Source organism: Dactylosporangium sp. CA-233914 (genome assembly GCF_050942935.1).
Lineage (GTDB): Bacteria > Actinomycetota > Actinomycetes > Mycobacteriales > Micromonosporaceae > Dactylosporangium.
In genome coordinates, this window is sequence record NZ_CP192030.1 from 1,654,245 (window position 1) to 1,669,964 (window position 15,720).

Here is a 15,720-nt window from a genome sequence, read left to right on the forward strand (position 1 = left end):
CGTGGGCGAACGGAAGCGGTATCCGAGTGATCTGACGGATGAGCAGTGGGCGGTGATCGGCCCGTTCCTGGATGCGTGGAAGGCTCGGCATCCGTCGGTGTCGGGGTATCAGGGCCGCTACGAGTTGCGGGAGATCGTGAACTCGATCTTTTACCAGAACCGGACCGGCTGTCAGTGGGCGTACCTGCCGCACGACCTGCCGCCGAAGTCGGCGACGTACTACTACTTCGCGTTGTGGCGCGACGACGGCACCGACCAGACGATCCACGACCTGCTGCGCTGCCAAGCCCGGGAGAAGGCCGGCCGGGCCGAGGATCCGACCGCGGTCGTGCTGGACACCCAGTCGATCCGCGCGGCGAACCACATCCCGGCGGCCACCACCGGCAAAGATGCCGCGAAACGGGTGCCGGGCCGCAAGCGGGGCTTGGCCGTGGACGCGCTCGGGCTGATCATCGCTGTGGTGGTGATGGCGGCCTCGGCCACCGACAACCAGATCGGTGCGCGGCTGCTCGACCGAGTCGTCGCGCACACCCCGACCGTGAGCAAAGCGTGGGTGGACGCGGGGTTCAAGGACGACGTCGCGATCCACGGCGCGCTTATGGGCATCGACGTCGAACAGGTCAAACGCACCGACACCAGGCCCGGGTTCGTGCCGATCGCCAAGCGGTGGGTGGTCGAACAGGTCAACGGCACCCTGATGCTGCACCGCCGGCTCGCGCGCGAGTACGAAACCCGCGAGGCGTCCAGCGAGTCGCGCACCTGGTGGGCGGGCACCGCGAACCTGGTCCGCCGCCTCACCGGCACCACCACCCCGACCTGGCGTCACGGGTGAACCACGAGCAGATCCTGGACCTGATTACCACCCGCGAAACCGCCGCCACTACGCAGGCCGAGCAGCTACGCGAGCAGATCAACACGCTCACCGAGCAGCTCGCCGCCATCGAGACCGAGCTGGCAGACCTCGCAACCACCCGCGGCACCCTCCTACGGCTGGCCATCACCACCGACAGCACAGCATCCACGGACGCCACCCTGGCCAGCACTGCCTACCAGCAGATCCTCGCCGTGTTCGCCACCACCGAAAGCGGGCTCCGCGCCAAGGATATCTGCCACGCGCTCGGCGTCGGCACCACCGCCAACCACACCGAAAGCCTCCGCGCCAAACTCAAACGCCTCGTCGCCCGCAGCGTGCTGACCGAAGCTGAGCCCGGCCTGTTCGCCCTTGCTCAGCCCACCACCAGCAGCCCTAACCCAACGCCAGAGTCATAACGGACATAACCCCACGGACCGCCCTCTCAAACCTGCCACAACGAAACGTGGCAGCGAACTGAAATGTCCGACTGCGACATTCGTGACGCCTAAATCGGCGCCCTGACCAGCGCATTCGCCGATCGGGGGCGGCATGTCCGAATGTGTGTCCCCGGCTACAGACAAACCTGCACAACTTGATCGCGACTGCACCCAGGTTTAGCTGGGCAGAGCCTTGACCTGGGATTTGCCCGGCTGAAGCGATTGCAGGTTGGTGCTTCCGGACCCGGTCCAGTTCGCTGGCGATCGGGACGCTCCCGGGCTCGCGAGTATGGCTCTCGTTGCGTCGGCAACAACTACGCGCACTCATCTGCTCGATGTGCGTGCACATGACTTACCGGAGCGGACGTTCTAACCCTGCCGAGCACAGTGCACCCCGACTTGGCGGTAGCGCTGGTCGTTTGCAGTGTCGCCCGACTGGCCGTCGTTCATCTGGGTCGCCGACTGGGCTCTTGATGGTTCATGTCATCGCTTAGGTTACTGGCATCACTGAGGTGCCCGGCTGGGTTGACCGAGTACCGCCACGCGACCGGCGACGGGCTATCGGGGCGGCCGCGGACACGGCGGACCCGAGCGCGGCCAGGGGAATGTGGATGGTGCTGCACCGACGAGCAGCTCCCGCTGTCGCGTTCTGACCGCTTCGGTTGTGCACTCGTCGGGTTGTCGTACCGTGGGTGCCTACACAGCGGCTGTGCGTCAATGTTGGTGGCGGAATCTGACTGCGGAGATGATCCGGTGAATGTTGAGCTTGTGGTATCCGGCGTCGACGACGTAGGGGATGTCGGTGAACTGCACGAATGGCTGCGGAAGGAACGCGCCTTGGCTGGCCTCGTGCGACGTGTTCCGCAGCCGATCGAGGATGGGCACCTCGGCGGCGTGGCGGACATTCTCGTCGTTGCTCTCGGTGCCGGGGGCGCCGGCGCCGTGCTTGCGCAGTCGCTGCTTACCTGGCTCCGCTCTCGCCGCGCTGACGTGTCAGTCACCGTCAGCACCGAGGTTGGTGTCGTGAAGGTAGCCGCAACCAACCTTGCGTCGGCTGACGTGCTGCCGGTTCTTGAGCGCGTACTCCAGGCACGCGATGGCTGACCTGGTTCGCTCTGCGGCGCTGTTGATAGGGACGTCGGCGTACCGCAGCCGCCATTACCCGCCGCTGCCAGCGGCTGCGAATAGTCTCATCGAAATGCAGCGCCTGCTGGTCGACCCAGCGCTGTGCGGTTGGCCGCAGGATCGGGTGCACCTCGTGGAAAACCCGAGCTGGAAGACCGAAAACCCGCTGTTCCTGTTGCGCCGGATAGCGGAGTCGACGAGTGACGTCTTGCTGGTGTACTTCGTCGGGCACGGCACCATAGGCCGGCGCGGCCAGCTGTACCTCACGCTGACCGACACGGAGGAACGCGACGAGGACCTTACGGGTATAGACTACGCCAAGGTCCGTGAGGTGCTGTATGACAGTGCCGCGCACTTCAAGATCGTCATCTTGGACTGCTGTTACTCGGGCCGGGCGATCGAGTCACTTGCGGCAGAGGTCGCCGACATCACCGATATACGGGGCACCTACGTCCTCACGGCCAGTGACAGCACGGCGCACGTCGTGCCATTCGACAGGCAGTGGGACACGGCGACGTCGTTCACGGAGGAGCTGGCAGCAACCGTCCGGGCCGGCGTTCCTGGTGGTCCGCCGACGCTGAGCCTCGCAGCGCTTTATCCGCACCTGCGTCAGCGACTGCATGCGCGGGGGCTGCCCTCACCCAACCAGCGCAACGTTGACCAAGCTGACCAGTTTGGCTTCACCCGCAACACGGCCTACGTTTCGGTGCCCGCACCGTTGCCGGCCTTCAGCCTCGCCTACCCGGCAGAGCAGTCTGTCGGACGAGCCGTGGTGCCCGAGCGCCGAGAAGCGAGTCGCACGCAGATACTGCCCCTGTACGTAGTCTGCGAAGCGTCGGCGGCCATGGCCGATGAGCCGATTGAGACGATAGGCAACGCCTTCGCGGAGCTGTACCTAGAGATCGGCAGCAGTCCGATACTAGCCGCCAAGACCCGAATAAGTCTGATCACGTTTTCGGACACGGCTGAAGTAGTTATGCCATTGACTGATGTCCAGACCTTCCCAACGTTTCCGGCACTGCGAGCCCGTGGCGGGACGCGGTACGAGCCGGTTTTCGAGTTGCTGCGGGAAACTATCGCCACCAACGATACTGCGTTGAAGGCGGACGGCTACAGCACGTTCCGACCCGCCGTCTTTTTTGTGACGGGAGGCCGTCCTACCGACTTTGATAGGTGGCAAGCATCCTATGCGCGACTCGTGGATCCGAGGGGGATCCGTCCGAACATCCTGGCATTCGGTTTCGGCGACGCAGACCCAGCGACAGTACTGCAGGTGGCCACCGTGAGGGGCTTCGTCGCTGACGTTGTCAGCCTGGCCGAGGCGGTACGCGATTATGCTTCATCGCTTATCCGTTCTGTCGTAAGCTCGGGCGCGGGCAATTCCGACGGCTATTCGGGCGTGCGGCTCATCCTGCCTGACTCCACGCCTGGCTACACTGCGATCGATTTCGATGCCATCTAGTCTGCCAACCCAGCCGCAGGTCGAGCGTAACGGCCTGGCGATCGGCAGCAAGCTTGGCGAGGGCGGCCAAGCGGTCGTATACGAACTGATGGGCCGCCAAGCGGACTATGTATACAAGGAGTACCGCGCAAGGGCGACCAACACCGCGACCCTCGCCCACCTCATCAACCTGCCACAAACGCTCACCAATGTGGAACAGAGACTTCTGCTCAGTCGGACGGCCTGGCCGCTCGCGCAAGTCACGGATGGAAGCAAGACGGTTGGGTTCATCATGCGCCGGGCGCCATCACGCTTCTGGGGTGAGACGGCCGCCGGCGCAAGGCTACGCGAGCTGCAGTATCTGCTGTACGAGCCGAGTCCACTGTGGCACGGGATCGAACCGCTCAACACCGCCGGGCGCTTGGAATTCGTGCGTCAGGCGGCCGAGTTGTTCAAACTCCTGCACGGGCACGCTCTCGTCGTCGGTGACGTGTCGATGACGAACCTACTCTGGTCGCCGCCCCCGGTGCACCCGCTTCTGCTCGACTGTGACGGGGTCCGACCCGTGCGGCTGCCGCCGGTGCTGGCCAGAACGGAAACGCCGGAGTGGATTGATCCACTCGCTGGCCCGACAGAACTGTCGGCGGACTCCGATCGGTACAAGCTCGCCCTGCTCGTTGGGCGAGTACTCACTCGGAAGAGCGACACTATGCCGGGTGAGCCGCTGCGATTTCTGCCGAACATTCCGATCGAGGTCGCTGAACGGATCGCCGCCACGTTCGCCGATGCCGCTGGGGCAGCGGGAACCCGGCCGACCGCTGCGGCCTGGCTCGATGCGCTCGCCGGGAAGTGAGTCTGTGCCGTCTCGCGCGTCTGGAGCAGACCTGGGAGTTCGACGACGAACAGCAGATGAGGCAACGCCTGCCGCATCTAGCCGCGCTACTGCTGTACTGACAACCCCTCGTCCGCGCCCATAGTTAACGGCCGGACGTGCTCCACAAGACGCACGGTGAGAATCCCCGCATCGGCAACGGACTTAAAGACGACGATCTTGGCGTCGGATCTGACGCCGATGGTGCGCGCCAGCTGGTCGCCGCTCGTCGATCGCCAGCATCAACCAGGCCATCGCCAAGCGCGGTGCCAGGGACGGCGTATGCTGACCGGCTCGGCGCCCTGGTCGGCGCGCTCGACGAGTGGACCGACCCGGCCATCATGCCGCTACTGCCCGCGGCGAACGCCCGCGTGCTCGACATCGAACTCGACGTCGAACCCCGCCTCAGCCCGACCGGCGCATGGGCACACATCGTCGACCGGGGCAGCAAGTACACCGGCGCCATCGCCCGAATCGCCGGCCTGCTCCACCTCGCACACGGCGGCGACGGCTGCACACGACCGATCGACGCCGGAACCGTCGACCAGGCCGCGACGCTCGGCCGCTACTTCGCTGAACACGCCCTCGCTGCCTTTGACGACATGGGCACCGATCCCGTCGTCGACGACGCCCGACACATCCTCGGCTGGATCGAACGCACCGCCTGCCGCCGCTTCACCAAACGCGACCTGTTCAGCGCCCTCTCCCGCGGCCGATTCCGCAAGGCCGCCGACCTCGACCCGGCCCTCAACCTGTTGCAGGCGCACGGATTCGTCCGTGCCGAACCGACTCCCGAACGGGCGGGAGCCGGCCGTCCGCCCTCGCCGGCCTGGCTGACGCACCCGGACGTCACGAAGCCCGCTGCGACGGTGCATCCGCTCTCGGCGGTGGCCGGATGAGCCGCCCGCGCAATCCGCAGAATCCGCGAAACCCCTGCTTCTGCACCGCAACCGCGCCGTTCTGCGGATATCGCGGATTCCGCGGAGCCGACCAGCATCACGACCGCGCGCGGCACGGGTCAGCGCCGTCACCTGACCATCGCCGACGTCTGCGCAGACCTCGGCATCTCCCGCTCGACCTTCTACGACTGGCGCGCGAAGCGAAAGGCACCCCCGTGCCTGAAGTTGCCGAACGGCGACCTCCGCATCCGCCGCACCGACTACGAACGCTGGCTCTCGGCACTCACGGAGGAGGCCGCCTAATGGAGACCACTTACGACGTCCGCATCTACAAGACCGACGTGTACCGCCGGGAAGCGCACCACGACCTACAAGGTGCTGTGGGTGGTCGCCGACCGCCGCATCAAAGAGCCGTTCAAGACGGCGGCCCTGGCCGAGAGCTTCCGTTCCGAGCTGGTCGCCGCCGCTCGCAAGGGTGAGGCGTTCTACGTCGACACCGGCCTTCCGGTCTCGATGTCGCGGACCAACGCCGACATGTCGTGGTACGACTTCGCTTGCAAGTTCGTCGACATGAAGTGGCCGCACGTGGCGGCAACCACCCGCCGGACCCACGCCGAGGCGATGACGGCCCTGACGACGGCGATGTTCTCCGACCGGCGCGGCAAGCCGGACGACAAACTCATTCGCTCGGCTCTGTGCCGGTGGGGCTTCAACACCGCCCGCCGCGACGATCCGGCATGCCCGGAGGAGGTCCAGACAGCGTTGAAGTGGGTTCAGCGCCACACACGGCCGGTCTCCTCGCTCGCCGACGCCACGGTTCTACGACCGCTCCTCAACTCCCTCACAGTCAAGCTCGGCGGCAAGCCGGCCGCGCCAAGCGTCGTGAGCCGGCGCCGGAAGATCCTCAACACCGCCGCCGAGTACGCGGTCGAGCAGAAGCTCCTGACGAAGAACCCCCTGCCGGCGCTGAAGTGGAAGGCGCCGAAGCCAGTTCAGGTGATCGACCGGCGTGCCGTTCCGAACCCCGTGCAAGCCCGAACCCTCATCAACGCGCTGCGAGACCAGGGCGAGACCGGCCGCCGCCTTGTTGCGTTCTTCGGCTGCATCTACTTCGCCGCGATGCGCCCGGAGGAGATTGCAGCACTCAACAAGCGGCACCTTGCGCTCCCGGAGAGTGGCTGGGGAGAGTTCCATCTCGACGGCGCGGAGCCGTACGCTGGCAAGGAGTGGACCGATTCGGGGGAGAACCGGGACCGGCGGCAGCTCAAACAGCGCGAGCGCGGCGAGTCTCGAACGGCGCCGTGCCCGCCCGAGCTGACCGCGCTGATTCACGCCCACATCCGCGAGTTCGGCACCGGCACGGACGGCCGGATCTTCGTCGGCGAGCGCAACGGCAAGGAGATGCCAAAGCTGACGATCGTGCGCGCATGGAAGCGTGCACGCGACGAGACTTTTACGGAAGAAGTTTCAGCCTCGCCGCTCGCGAAGCGTCCGTACGATCTCCGGCACGCTGCCGTGTCTACGTGGCTAAACGGGGGAGTACCGCCAACACAGGTCGCAGAGTGGGCGGGCCAGTCAGTTGAGGTGCTGTTGCGCATCTATGCAAAATGCCTTGACGGCGGCGCAACTCTTCTGCGCCAGCGTGTGCAGGCGTCACTAGGCTATCGATAGCCTCTCAGAGATGCGGTTTGAGGAGGTCAATTACAGCTTCTGCCCGCGAGATTAGTTGCAGCGTGTAGCCGGCCAAAGGCTTTCCCGGGCACGGAGTATCCGGCCCGAACAAAATCTCAATAGTCGCCCCGGCGAATCTTGCCAGCGTCATTCCATCGGCGACAGCACTGCGCAACGTTGAGAAGAGCACCGCACCGTCTTGCATCGGGAACTGTTGATCTGCTGGACGTAGGAAGAGGATCGGCATCTCAAAACCTCGCTCGTCCCCCCAAGGGTTCCACCGCCCGCCACCGATCGCTACGTTGCGGTGTGCTGAGCCAACGGCCAGCAGCAGCCGATGCTTGTCCACGATGTCCAACTCATGCAGGTGCCACAACTCGTCGTCACCGCCACGCCAAGGGCTGAGGTCGAACACGTCCTGAACTGCTTGCCGCGAAGCGCCCTTCATCGCGTCAGCGACAGCGCTCCGCGGGCGAGGCTTATCGAAGATTGGAAAATATGTCCGCTTGTCTGGCCTACCGCCGCCAGCTACGACGAGGTCCCATGCCAGATGGTCGAGTGCCGTCCGGGCGCAGTGGAGGGACTCGCCAATGATCGCTCCCAGCTCTTCTGGCACCGACTCCCGTTGCCGATATACGTATTCGACTCGATCTGAGTCGACTTCGCGCTCCTCGACGCTGATTGGATTTTCTTTCAACCAGCCTTCGATGCTCGTGGTCAGCTCTTCAAGCCGCGCTCGGGCGCGGCTGATCTTCAACTGAACTCCTGCCAATGTCACGGCGTGATGGTTCCACAGCTGGCGCCTGTCTCGCCCGCCAGTTACCGGCTCCCTCTGGAGCGCTCGGGGGCGGCGCATGGGCTTGTCGGCACGCAGGAACCGGCGGGTAGGCGGGCCGTGCAGTCGTCTCTGTACCGGGCAGAACTTGGGAACAGGTTGGGAACAGACGACCGATCATGGCCGGTAAGTGCCAGCTACAGCCGTATGCAACGAGGAAGCCTCGGACAGCGTATGTGCTGCTCCGAGGCTTCGTTCTGGCTGATAGACCGCCTTGTGGCGGGTGGTGCCCCCGGCAGGATTCGAACCTGCGCTCCCGCCTCCGGAGGGCGGTGCTCTATCCCCTGAGCTACGGGGGCCTTGCGACCTCGAACAGATTAGCAGAGCCCCAACCCTACCCGCGCACTGGTTCCCCTGTGGCGGCTGAGGTGGGTGGGTGGGGGCTGGGTGCTAGAAGGACAGGGGCTGGGCGCCGAGGTCTTTGAGCTTTTCGGTCAGTTGGGAGATGTCGTACGACTGGGCGACGCGCATCTTCTCCGCGGCGGCGCGGACATCCTGGTCTTCGGCGTCCTTGGCGGCGATCTCGGCCATGTGGATGCCGCCCAGGTGGTGGCGGAGCATGAGCTGGCACCACAGGGTGTCGAAGTCCTTGCCGGTGGAGGACTTGAGCTTCTTGAGCTCGTCGTCCGAGGCCATGCCGGGCATGCGGCCGTCCGGCTGGAGGGTGTTCATGCCCGTCGGCATCCAGGCCATGGCGCGGTTCGACGACGTGGGGGAGAGGTGCCACTCGGTCAGCCAGGTCTGCATCTGGCCGATCTGCCACTGCTGGCTCGCGGCGATGTCGTAGCCCAGGTTGCGGATGTCGTCGGTGGTGCCCAGGCGGTAGGCGAACATCCCCATCTCGACCGCCTGGGCGTGGTGGACGCTCATGTCGCGGGCGAAGCCGGCGTCGATCGAGTCGTCGCCCGGGCGGCTCAGGGTGGGGATGAGGTAGCCGACGGCGGTGCCGGCGGCCAACAGGAGGATGGCGGCGAGCACGCCGAGGCTCAGGCGTGCTCGCCGTGAAAGTTGCGTGAACACGGTGGCTAGTTGCCGCCCATCTGGGTCGAGCCGGTGTCCTTGCCGAGATCGCGGGGCGTGGTCCCGGTCTCGGTGATGATCTGGCCGCTGGAGCAGGGGGTGCCGGGCTCCAGGCTCGCGTTCTCGCGCAGGGCCTTGACGAACTCGTCGATGCGCTTGTCGTCGGCGTTGTCGACCTTCAGCTGGAAGCCCCACGCCTGCAGGGAGATGGGCTTGTCCAGGTTCGGATACGGGCTCATCAGCATGTAGTTGTTGCCGCGCACGCGCTTGGCGAGCTTCTCGACCTGGTCGGCGGGCAGGCTCGGGTTGTAGGTGATCCAGACGGCGCCGTGCTCCAGGCTGTGCAGGGCGTGCTCGTTCGCGATCGCGGCCGGGTACACGTCGCCGAGGCAGCGCTGCCAGTTGGCGTTGTGGTTGCCGGCGACCGGCGGGCTGAGCTTGTACGTCTGCGGGCCCCACACGTGCTCGCGCTGGCCGATCATGGCCTTGTCGAGCTTGTAGTAGTCCTGGATGCCGCTGATCTGGTCCGCGCGGTCGTGCCAGCCCAGACCGTTCTCATACACCTGGTAGCCGGCGAAGCCCACGATGCCCAGGGCCAGCACGCCGACGGTGGTGAACAGGGCGATCGGGCCCCAGCTCATGCCCTGCTTGACCTTGACCGGGGCGATCTTCTTGGCCGCGGGGCGGCCGGCGGGGGCGGGCCGCTTGCCGGCGGGAGCGGTCTTGTCGCCGGGAGCGGACTTGCCGGCGGAGGCGGTCTTGCGGGCCGGAGCGGACTTGCGCGGGTTCGCCTTCGGCTTGGCCGGCGCCGCCGTTTCGGAAGAGTCCGAAACGTCCGAATCCTCGGCGACTTCCGCGTCGGCGTCCAGGTCAAGCTCCTCCTCGTCGCCGCCCTGTTTCGGCTTCGCGCCGGAGACAGCCTTGGTGGACGGCTTACGGTTGCCGCCACTGTGCTGGGTGCTCATGCTCATCTCGTCGCCTCGCAACGCTCAGCGTTGTGCTCGCTCATCGGGCCTCGTTCGGTCAACGGTCGGGGGTCACGGCGGGAATTGCTTCGGCGGGGTCCCGTGCGAGTCCCAGCCGTCCCGCATTGTGACCAGCACAACGGGCCGCCGCCAAGTACCGGAGTCTACCCCCGATAGCATTTGTCGGTGACTCCCGCTGAACTCGCCGTAGCAGTCCTCGCCGCCGCCCGGGCGGCTATCACCGAGCGTGACCTCGACGCGTCCGTGCTCCCGGCGACGACCAGCGTGGAGCGACCGCGAAACCCGGAGCATGGTGACTATGCGTCCAATATCGCCCTGCAAGTGGGCAAGAAGGTCGGGCTGAACCCGCGCGAGCTGGCCGCCGCGGTGGCGAAAAACTTGCAGGAAACTCCCGGGATCGCGAGCGTCGAGATCGCCGGGCCTGGATTCCTCAACATCCGGCTCGCGGCGGCGGCCGTGGGCGAGCTGGCCGGGATGATCGTGCGGGCCGGCCGGGGCTACGGCCGCAGCGAGACCCTGGCCAAGGAGAAGATTAACCTCGAGTTCGTCTCGGCGAACCCGACCGGGCCGGTCCACCTCGGGCACACCCGCTGGGCCGCGGTCGGCGACGCGCTGGGGCGCATCCTCACCGCGGCCGGCGCCGACGTGACCCGCGAGCACTACATCAACGATGCCGGCGTGCAGATGAACCGGTTCGGCGAGTCCGTCATGGCCGCCGCCCACGGGCAGCCGACCCCGCCCGACGGCTACCCGGGCGAATACGTCCAGGACGTCGCGAAAGCGGTCAAAGCCGCGAATCCGGACATCATGCAGAGGTCCGAGGACGAGCAGCGGGTCGCGTTCCTCGAGCTGGCCTACCAGGCGATGCTCAAGGAGATGCGGGACAGCCTGGAGCGCTTCGGCGTGCACTTCGACGTCTGGTTCTCCGAGAAGACCCTGCACGAGGGCGGCGCCGTCGAGCACGCCCTCGGCGAGCTGCGCAAGCAGGGCCACGTCTTCGAGTCCGACGGTGCGGTCTGGCTGCGCACCACGGACTTCGGCGACGACAAGGACCGGGTCCTGATCCGCTCCAACGGCGAGAAGACCTACTTCGCCGCGGACGCCGCCTACTACATCAACAAGCGCGAGCGGGGCTTCGAGCGCTGCATCTACATGCTGGGCGCGGACCACCACGGCTACATCGGCCGCCTCAAGGCCATCGCCGCCTGTGCCGGCGACGACCCGCAGCGTAACATCGAGGTGCTCATCGGCCAGCTGGTCAGCCTGCTGCGCGGCGGCGAGCCGGTGCGGCTGAGCAAGCGGGCCGGCACCCTGATCACCCTCGACGAGCTCATCGACGCCGTCGGTGTGGACGCGGCCCGCTACTCCCTGGCCCGCTCCTCCACGGACTCCCCGCTGACGCTGGACATCGAGGTCATCACGCGGCAGAAGAACGACAATCCGGTCTTCTACGTGCAATACGTGGGGGCCCGCACCGCGTCGATCGCGCGCCACGCGGCGGACCTGGGCTTCGAGCGCTCCGAGGAGTACGACGCGGCACAGTTGGTACACGAGAAGGAATTTGATCTTCTCAAGGCCCTCGGGGACTTCCCCGGTGTCGTCGCGACGGCCGCGGAGCTGCGGGAGCCGCATCGCGTGGCACGCTATCTGGAGGACCTGGCCGGGGCCTACCACCGGTTCTTCGACAACTGCCGCGTGCTGCCGATGGGCGACGAGCGGTTCACGGAGACGAACCGGGCGCGGCTCTGGCTCAACGACGCCACCCGCCAGGTCATCGTCAACGGGCTGGACCTGCTCGGCGTCTCGGCGCCGGAACGGATGTAGAGAGATGCGCGCACACGAGGCCGGGGCGCTCCACGCGGACCTCGGCTCCCAGGGGCCGTCCTGGCTCCGCACCCCGGGCGATGTCAACGCACTGGTCCCGATTCTGTGGCCCAAAACGGTCACCCGCGGACAAAATGGCGCACTCCACGTCGGTGGGGTGGACGTGAACAAACTGCGGGAAGAGCACGGCACCCCCGCGTACGTCTTCGACGAGGAGGATTTCAGGATCCGCTGCCGCACGTTCAAGCAGGCGTTCGGCGGCGCCGAGGTCTACTATGCGGGCAAGGCGTTCCTCGCCACGGCGGTCGTGAGGATCCTGGTCGAGGAGGGCCTCAGCCTCGACGTCTGCACCGGTGGCGAGCTCGCCGTCGCGCTGCGGGGAGGCATGCCGCCCGAGCGTATCGGCCTGCACGGCAACAACAAGTCGGTCGAGGAGCTCACGATCGCCGTCGAGGCCGGCGTCGGGCGGATCATCGTCGACTCCTTCGACGAGATCGAGCGCCTCACCCAGATCGCGCTCAAGGCGGGCAAGCGGCCGCGGGTCATGGTCCGCGTGACCGTCGGCGTCGAGGCGCACACGCACGAGTTCATCGCCACCGCGCACGAGGACCAGAAGTTCGGCTTCTCGCTGTCGGGCGGGGCCGCGGCCGAGGCGGTCGACAAGATCCTCGCCGACGACGTGCTGGAGCTGCGCGGCCTGCACTCGCACATCGGCTCGCAGATCTTCGACGCGTCGGGCTTCGAGGTCGCCGCGCGCCGGCTGCTGACGCTGCAGGCCCGCGTCAACGAGGTACACGGCCGCGAGCTGCCCGAGCTCGACCTCGGCGGCGGGTTCGGCATCGCGTACACCACCCAGGACGAGCCCGCCGACCCGCACGAGCTCGCCGGCGACCTGCTGCGCATCGTCAAGCAGGAGTGTGCCGCGCTGCACCTGGGCGTTCCGCACCTGTCCGTCGAGCCCGGCCGGGCGATCGTCGGGCCGGCGATGTTCACGCTGTACGAGGTCGGCACGGTCAAGGACGTCGACGGCATCCGGACGTACGTCTCGGTGGACGGCGGCATGAGCGACAACATCCGTCCGGCCCTCTACGACGCCGCCTACTCGGCGACGGTCGCCGGGCGGGCGTCCACCGAACCGCCAATTCTCGCCCGCGTGGTGGGAAAACATTGCGAGTCCGGGGACATCGTCGTGAAAGATGAATTCCTGCCGGCCGACGTAACGGCCGGAGATCTTCTTGCGGTCCCGGGCACCGGTGCCTACTGCCGCAGCATGGCGAGCAACTACAACCACGTGCCCCGCCCGCCGGTCGTGGCGGTGGCCGACGGTTCCTCGCGCGTCATCGTCCGCCGGGAGACCGTGGACGACCTGCTGAGACTGGACGTGGGGTGACAGATGCCGCAATCGGTGAAGGTAGCGCTGCTGGGCTGCGGGACCGTCGGTTCCGAGGTCGTTCGCCTGCTGCACGAGCAGGAGCACGACCTCACGGCCCGCGTCGGCGCGCCGCTGGAGCTTGTCGGGATCGCCGTGCGCCGGCTCAACAAGGCGCGTGAGCTGCCCGTCGACCCGTCGCTGTTCACCACGGACGCGCACGCCCTGGTCACCCGCGAGGACGTGGACATCGTCGTCGAGGTCGTCGGCGGCATCGAGCCGGCCCGGTCCTGGCTGCTGGAGGCGCTGCACGCCGGCAAGAGCGTGGTCACCGCCAACAAGGCCCTGCTCGGCGAGGACGGCGCCACGCTGCACAAGGCCGCCGCCGACTGCGGCGCCGACCTGTACTACGAGGCCTCCGTCGCCGGCGCCATCCCGCTGCTGCGCCCGCTGCGCGAGTCGCTGCACGGCGACCGGATCACGCGGGTGACCGGCATCGTCAACGGCACCACGAACTTCATCCTGAGCTCGATGGACGCCACCGGCGCCGGCTTCGCCGAGGCGCTGGAGGAGGCGACCGAGCTGGGCTACGCCGAGGCCGACCCGACCGCCGACGTCGAGGGCTTCGACGCCGCCGCCAAGGCCGCGATCCTCGCCTCGATGGCCTTCCACAGCCGGGTCACCTCCGCCGACGTCTACCGCGAAGGCATCACCGAGGTCACCGCGGCCGACGTGGCCAGCGCCAAGGCCATGGGCTGCACGATCAAGCTGCTGTGCATCGCCTCGAAGGCGAACGGGGCCGTCTCGGTGCGCGTGCACCCGGCGATGATCCCGCGCACCCACCCGCTCGCGGGCGTCGGCGACGCGTTCAACGCGGTCTTCGTCGAGGCCGAGGCGGCGGGCCAGCTCATGTTCTACGGCCGCGGCGCCGGCGGCGCCCCGACCGCCTCCGCGGTGCTCGGCGACGTGGTCGCCGTGGCCCGTAACCGTCTCGCCGGCGTCCACAGCGCCTCGGAGTCGGCCTACGCGGATCTGCCGGTCTCCCCGATCGGGGACGTGCTCACGCGGTACCACATCAGCCTGGACGTCTCGGACAAGGCGGGCGTGCTCGCCGCGGTCGCGGGCGTCTTCGCCAAGCATGGCGTCAGCATCGCGACCGTCAACCAGTCCGGCCGCGGCAACCAGGCCGTGCTCGTCATCGTCACGCACGCCGCGCCGGATCGCGCCCTCGCCGCGACCGTCGCCGAGCTGCGGGCACTGGACATCGTTCGCGCCGTGGCGAGCGTTCTGCGGGTCGAAGGGGAGTAGCCTCCGTGTCGAAGGAAGCTGCCATGTGGCGTGGGCTTATCGAGGAGTTCCGGGACCGGCTGCCCGTCGGGCCGCAGACCCCGGTCGTGACGCTGCACGAGGGCAACACGCCCCTGCTGCCGGCGCCGGAGCTCTCGGCGCGCACCGGCTGCGACGTGTATCTCAAGGTCGAGGGGGCCAACCCCACCGGCTCGTTCAAGGACCGCGGCATGACGGTCGCGGTCTCCAAGGCCATCGAGGACGGCGCGAAGGCGATCATCTGCGCCTCGACGGGCAACACCTCGGCGTCGGCGGCCGCGTACGCCGCCCGCGCCGGCATCACCTGCGCCGTGCTGGTGCCGACCGGCAAGATCGCCCTGGGCAAGCTGGCCCAGGCCCTCGTGCACGGCGCCCGCCTGCTGCAGGTCTCCGGCAACTTCGACGACTGCCTGGCGCTGGCCAGCAAGCTCGCGCTGGACTACCCGGTCTCGCTGGTCAACTCGGTCAACCCCGACCGGCTGCAGGGCCAGAAGACCGCGTCCTTCGAGATCGTCCGGACCCTCGGCGACGCCCCGCACATCCACTGCCTGCCGGTCGGCAACGCCGGCAACATCACGGCGTACTGGATGGGCTACAAGGAGGACCACGAGGCCGGCAACGCCACGCGCCGCCCGCGCATGTTCGGCTTCCAGGCCTCCGGCGCCGCCCCGATCGTCAAGGGCGAGGTGGTCCGCGAGCCCAGCACGATCGCGACCGCCATCCGCATCGGCAACCCCGCGAGCTGGACGAAGGCGGTCGACGCCCGCGACGAGTCCGGCGGGCTCATCGACGCGGTGACGGACCGGGACATCCTGCAGGCCTACCGGCTGCTGGCCCGCTCGGTCGGCGTCTTCGTCGAGCTGGGCAGCGCGGCCAGCGTCGCCGGCCTGCTGCAGGCCAGCGCCCAGGGCCGCATCGAGCCCGGCCAGACGATCGTGTGCACGGTGACCGGCCACGGCCTGAAGGACCCGGAGTGGGCGATCTCCACCGCGCCCGCGCCGACCACGATCCCCGCCGACGCGCTCGCCGCCGCGAAGGCGCTGGATCTCGCGTAATTTCCGGG

General features: G+C 67.5%; 15 protein-coding genes and 1 tRNA gene. 12 read left to right on the plus strand and 4 right to left on the minus strand.

Annotated features, from left to right (window positions below; all coding sequences use genetic code 11):
• Position 1 precedes the first annotated feature (1 nt).
• From ACQPY0_RS07595 to ACQPY0_RS07630, 8 genes are all read left to right on the plus strand, one after another.
• Positions 2 to 832 (plus strand): IS5 family transposase, encoded by an 831-nt coding sequence (locus tag ACQPY0_RS07595; RefSeq protein ID WP_432986311.1) that lies wholly within the window; start codon positions 2 to 4, stop codon positions 830 to 832.
• Positions 829 to 1,269, plus strand: a complete 441-nt coding sequence (locus ACQPY0_RS07600; protein ID WP_432986313.1) for a hypothetical protein — start codon at positions 829 to 831, stop codon at positions 1,267 to 1,269. Before ACQPY0_RS07595 ends, ACQPY0_RS07600 begins: the two co-directional genes overlap by 4 nt.
• Before the next feature lie 774 nt (positions 1,270 to 2,043).
• Complete coding sequence (locus ACQPY0_RS07605; protein WP_432986315.1) at positions 2,044 to 2,394, plus strand: effector-associated constant component EACC1; 351 nt, start codon at positions 2,044 to 2,046, stop codon at positions 2,392 to 2,394.
• Positions 2,387 to 3,877 (plus strand): caspase, EACC1-associated type, encoded by a 1,491-nt coding sequence (locus tag ACQPY0_RS07610; protein ID WP_432986317.1) that lies wholly within the window; start codon positions 2,387 to 2,389, stop codon positions 3,875 to 3,877. Before ACQPY0_RS07605 ends, ACQPY0_RS07610 begins: the two co-directional genes overlap by 8 nt.
• The gene (locus ACQPY0_RS07615) at positions 3,867 to 4,709 is read left to right on the plus strand and encodes a hypothetical protein (RefSeq protein WP_432986319.1); all 843 of its coding nucleotides are present in this window, start codon (positions 3,867 to 3,869) and stop codon (positions 4,707 to 4,709) included. Before ACQPY0_RS07610 ends, ACQPY0_RS07615 begins: the two co-directional genes overlap by 11 nt.
• Before the next feature lie 137 nt (positions 4,710 to 4,846).
• Positions 4,847 to 5,626, plus strand: coding sequence for a DUF3987 domain-containing protein (locus ACQPY0_RS07620; protein WP_432986321.1), 780 nt, complete (start codon positions 4,847 to 4,849; stop codon positions 5,624 to 5,626).
• A 165-nt stretch (positions 5,627 to 5,791) separates the two neighbouring features.
• Entirely contained in the window at positions 5,792 to 5,929 is a 138-nt protein-coding gene (locus tag ACQPY0_RS07625) for a helix-turn-helix transcriptional regulator (protein ID WP_432995064.1), read from the plus strand.
• 81 nt (positions 5,930 to 6,010) lie between these two features.
• Positions 6,011 to 7,297, plus strand: coding sequence for a tyrosine-type recombinase/integrase (locus ACQPY0_RS07630; protein ID WP_432986323.1), 1,287 nt, complete (start codon positions 6,011 to 6,013; stop codon positions 7,295 to 7,297).
• A gap of 4 nt (positions 7,298 to 7,301) precedes the next feature.
• Here the strand turns inward: ACQPY0_RS07630 and ACQPY0_RS07635 are convergent, their stop codons facing one another.
• The 4 genes from ACQPY0_RS07635 to ACQPY0_RS07650 all read right to left on the minus strand — a co-directional run bounded on the left by ACQPY0_RS07635 (position 7,302) and on the right by ACQPY0_RS07650 (position 10,117).
• Positions 7,302 to 8,054, minus strand: a complete 753-nt coding sequence (locus ACQPY0_RS07635) for a hypothetical protein (protein ID WP_432986325.1) — start codon at positions 8,052 to 8,054, stop codon at positions 7,302 to 7,304.
• A gap of 302 nt (positions 8,055 to 8,356) precedes the next feature.
• Positions 8,357 to 8,431, minus strand: a tRNA-Arg gene (locus ACQPY0_RS07640).
• A gap of 91 nt (positions 8,432 to 8,522) precedes the next feature.
• A complete protein-coding gene (locus ACQPY0_RS07645; RefSeq protein ID WP_432986327.1) occupies positions 8,523 to 9,152 on the minus strand; it encodes a DUF305 domain-containing protein in 630 nt (209 codons plus the stop codon).
• A 5-nt stretch (positions 9,153 to 9,157) separates the two neighbouring features.
• Positions 9,158 to 10,117 carry a DUF3105 domain-containing protein gene (locus tag ACQPY0_RS07650; RefSeq protein WP_432986329.1) on the minus strand — a complete coding sequence of 320 codons (960 nt, stop codon included), beginning with the start codon at positions 10,115 to 10,117 and terminating at the stop codon, positions 9,158 to 9,160.
• A 186-nt stretch (positions 10,118 to 10,303) separates the two neighbouring features.
• Between ACQPY0_RS07650 and argS the strand changes: the two genes are divergently transcribed.
• The 4 genes from argS to thrC are packed head-to-tail and all read left to right on the plus strand — an operon-like array spanning position 10,304 to position 15,712.
• Positions 10,304 to 11,962: an arginine--tRNA ligase gene (argS, locus tag ACQPY0_RS07655; protein ID WP_432986331.1), complete on the plus strand. Its 1,659-nt coding sequence runs from the start codon at positions 10,304 to 10,306 to the stop codon at positions 11,960 to 11,962.
• Between the two features lie 4 nt (positions 11,963 to 11,966).
• Positions 11,967 to 13,352 (plus strand): diaminopimelate decarboxylase, encoded by a 1,386-nt coding sequence (gene lysA, locus ACQPY0_RS07660; protein ID WP_432986333.1) that lies wholly within the window; start codon positions 11,967 to 11,969, stop codon positions 13,350 to 13,352.
• 15 nt (positions 13,353 to 13,367) lie between these two features.
• The gene (locus ACQPY0_RS07665; RefSeq protein WP_432995067.1) at positions 13,368 to 14,639 is read left to right on the plus strand and encodes a homoserine dehydrogenase; all 1,272 of its coding nucleotides are present in this window, start codon (positions 13,368 to 13,370) and stop codon (positions 14,637 to 14,639) included.
• Positions 14,640 to 14,662: 23 nt separating this feature from the next.
• The gene (thrC, locus tag ACQPY0_RS07670; RefSeq protein ID WP_432986335.1) at positions 14,663 to 15,712 is read left to right on the plus strand and encodes a threonine synthase; all 1,050 of its coding nucleotides are present in this window, start codon (positions 14,663 to 14,665) and stop codon (positions 15,710 to 15,712) included.
• Positions 15,713 to 15,720: the final 8 nt, after the last annotated feature.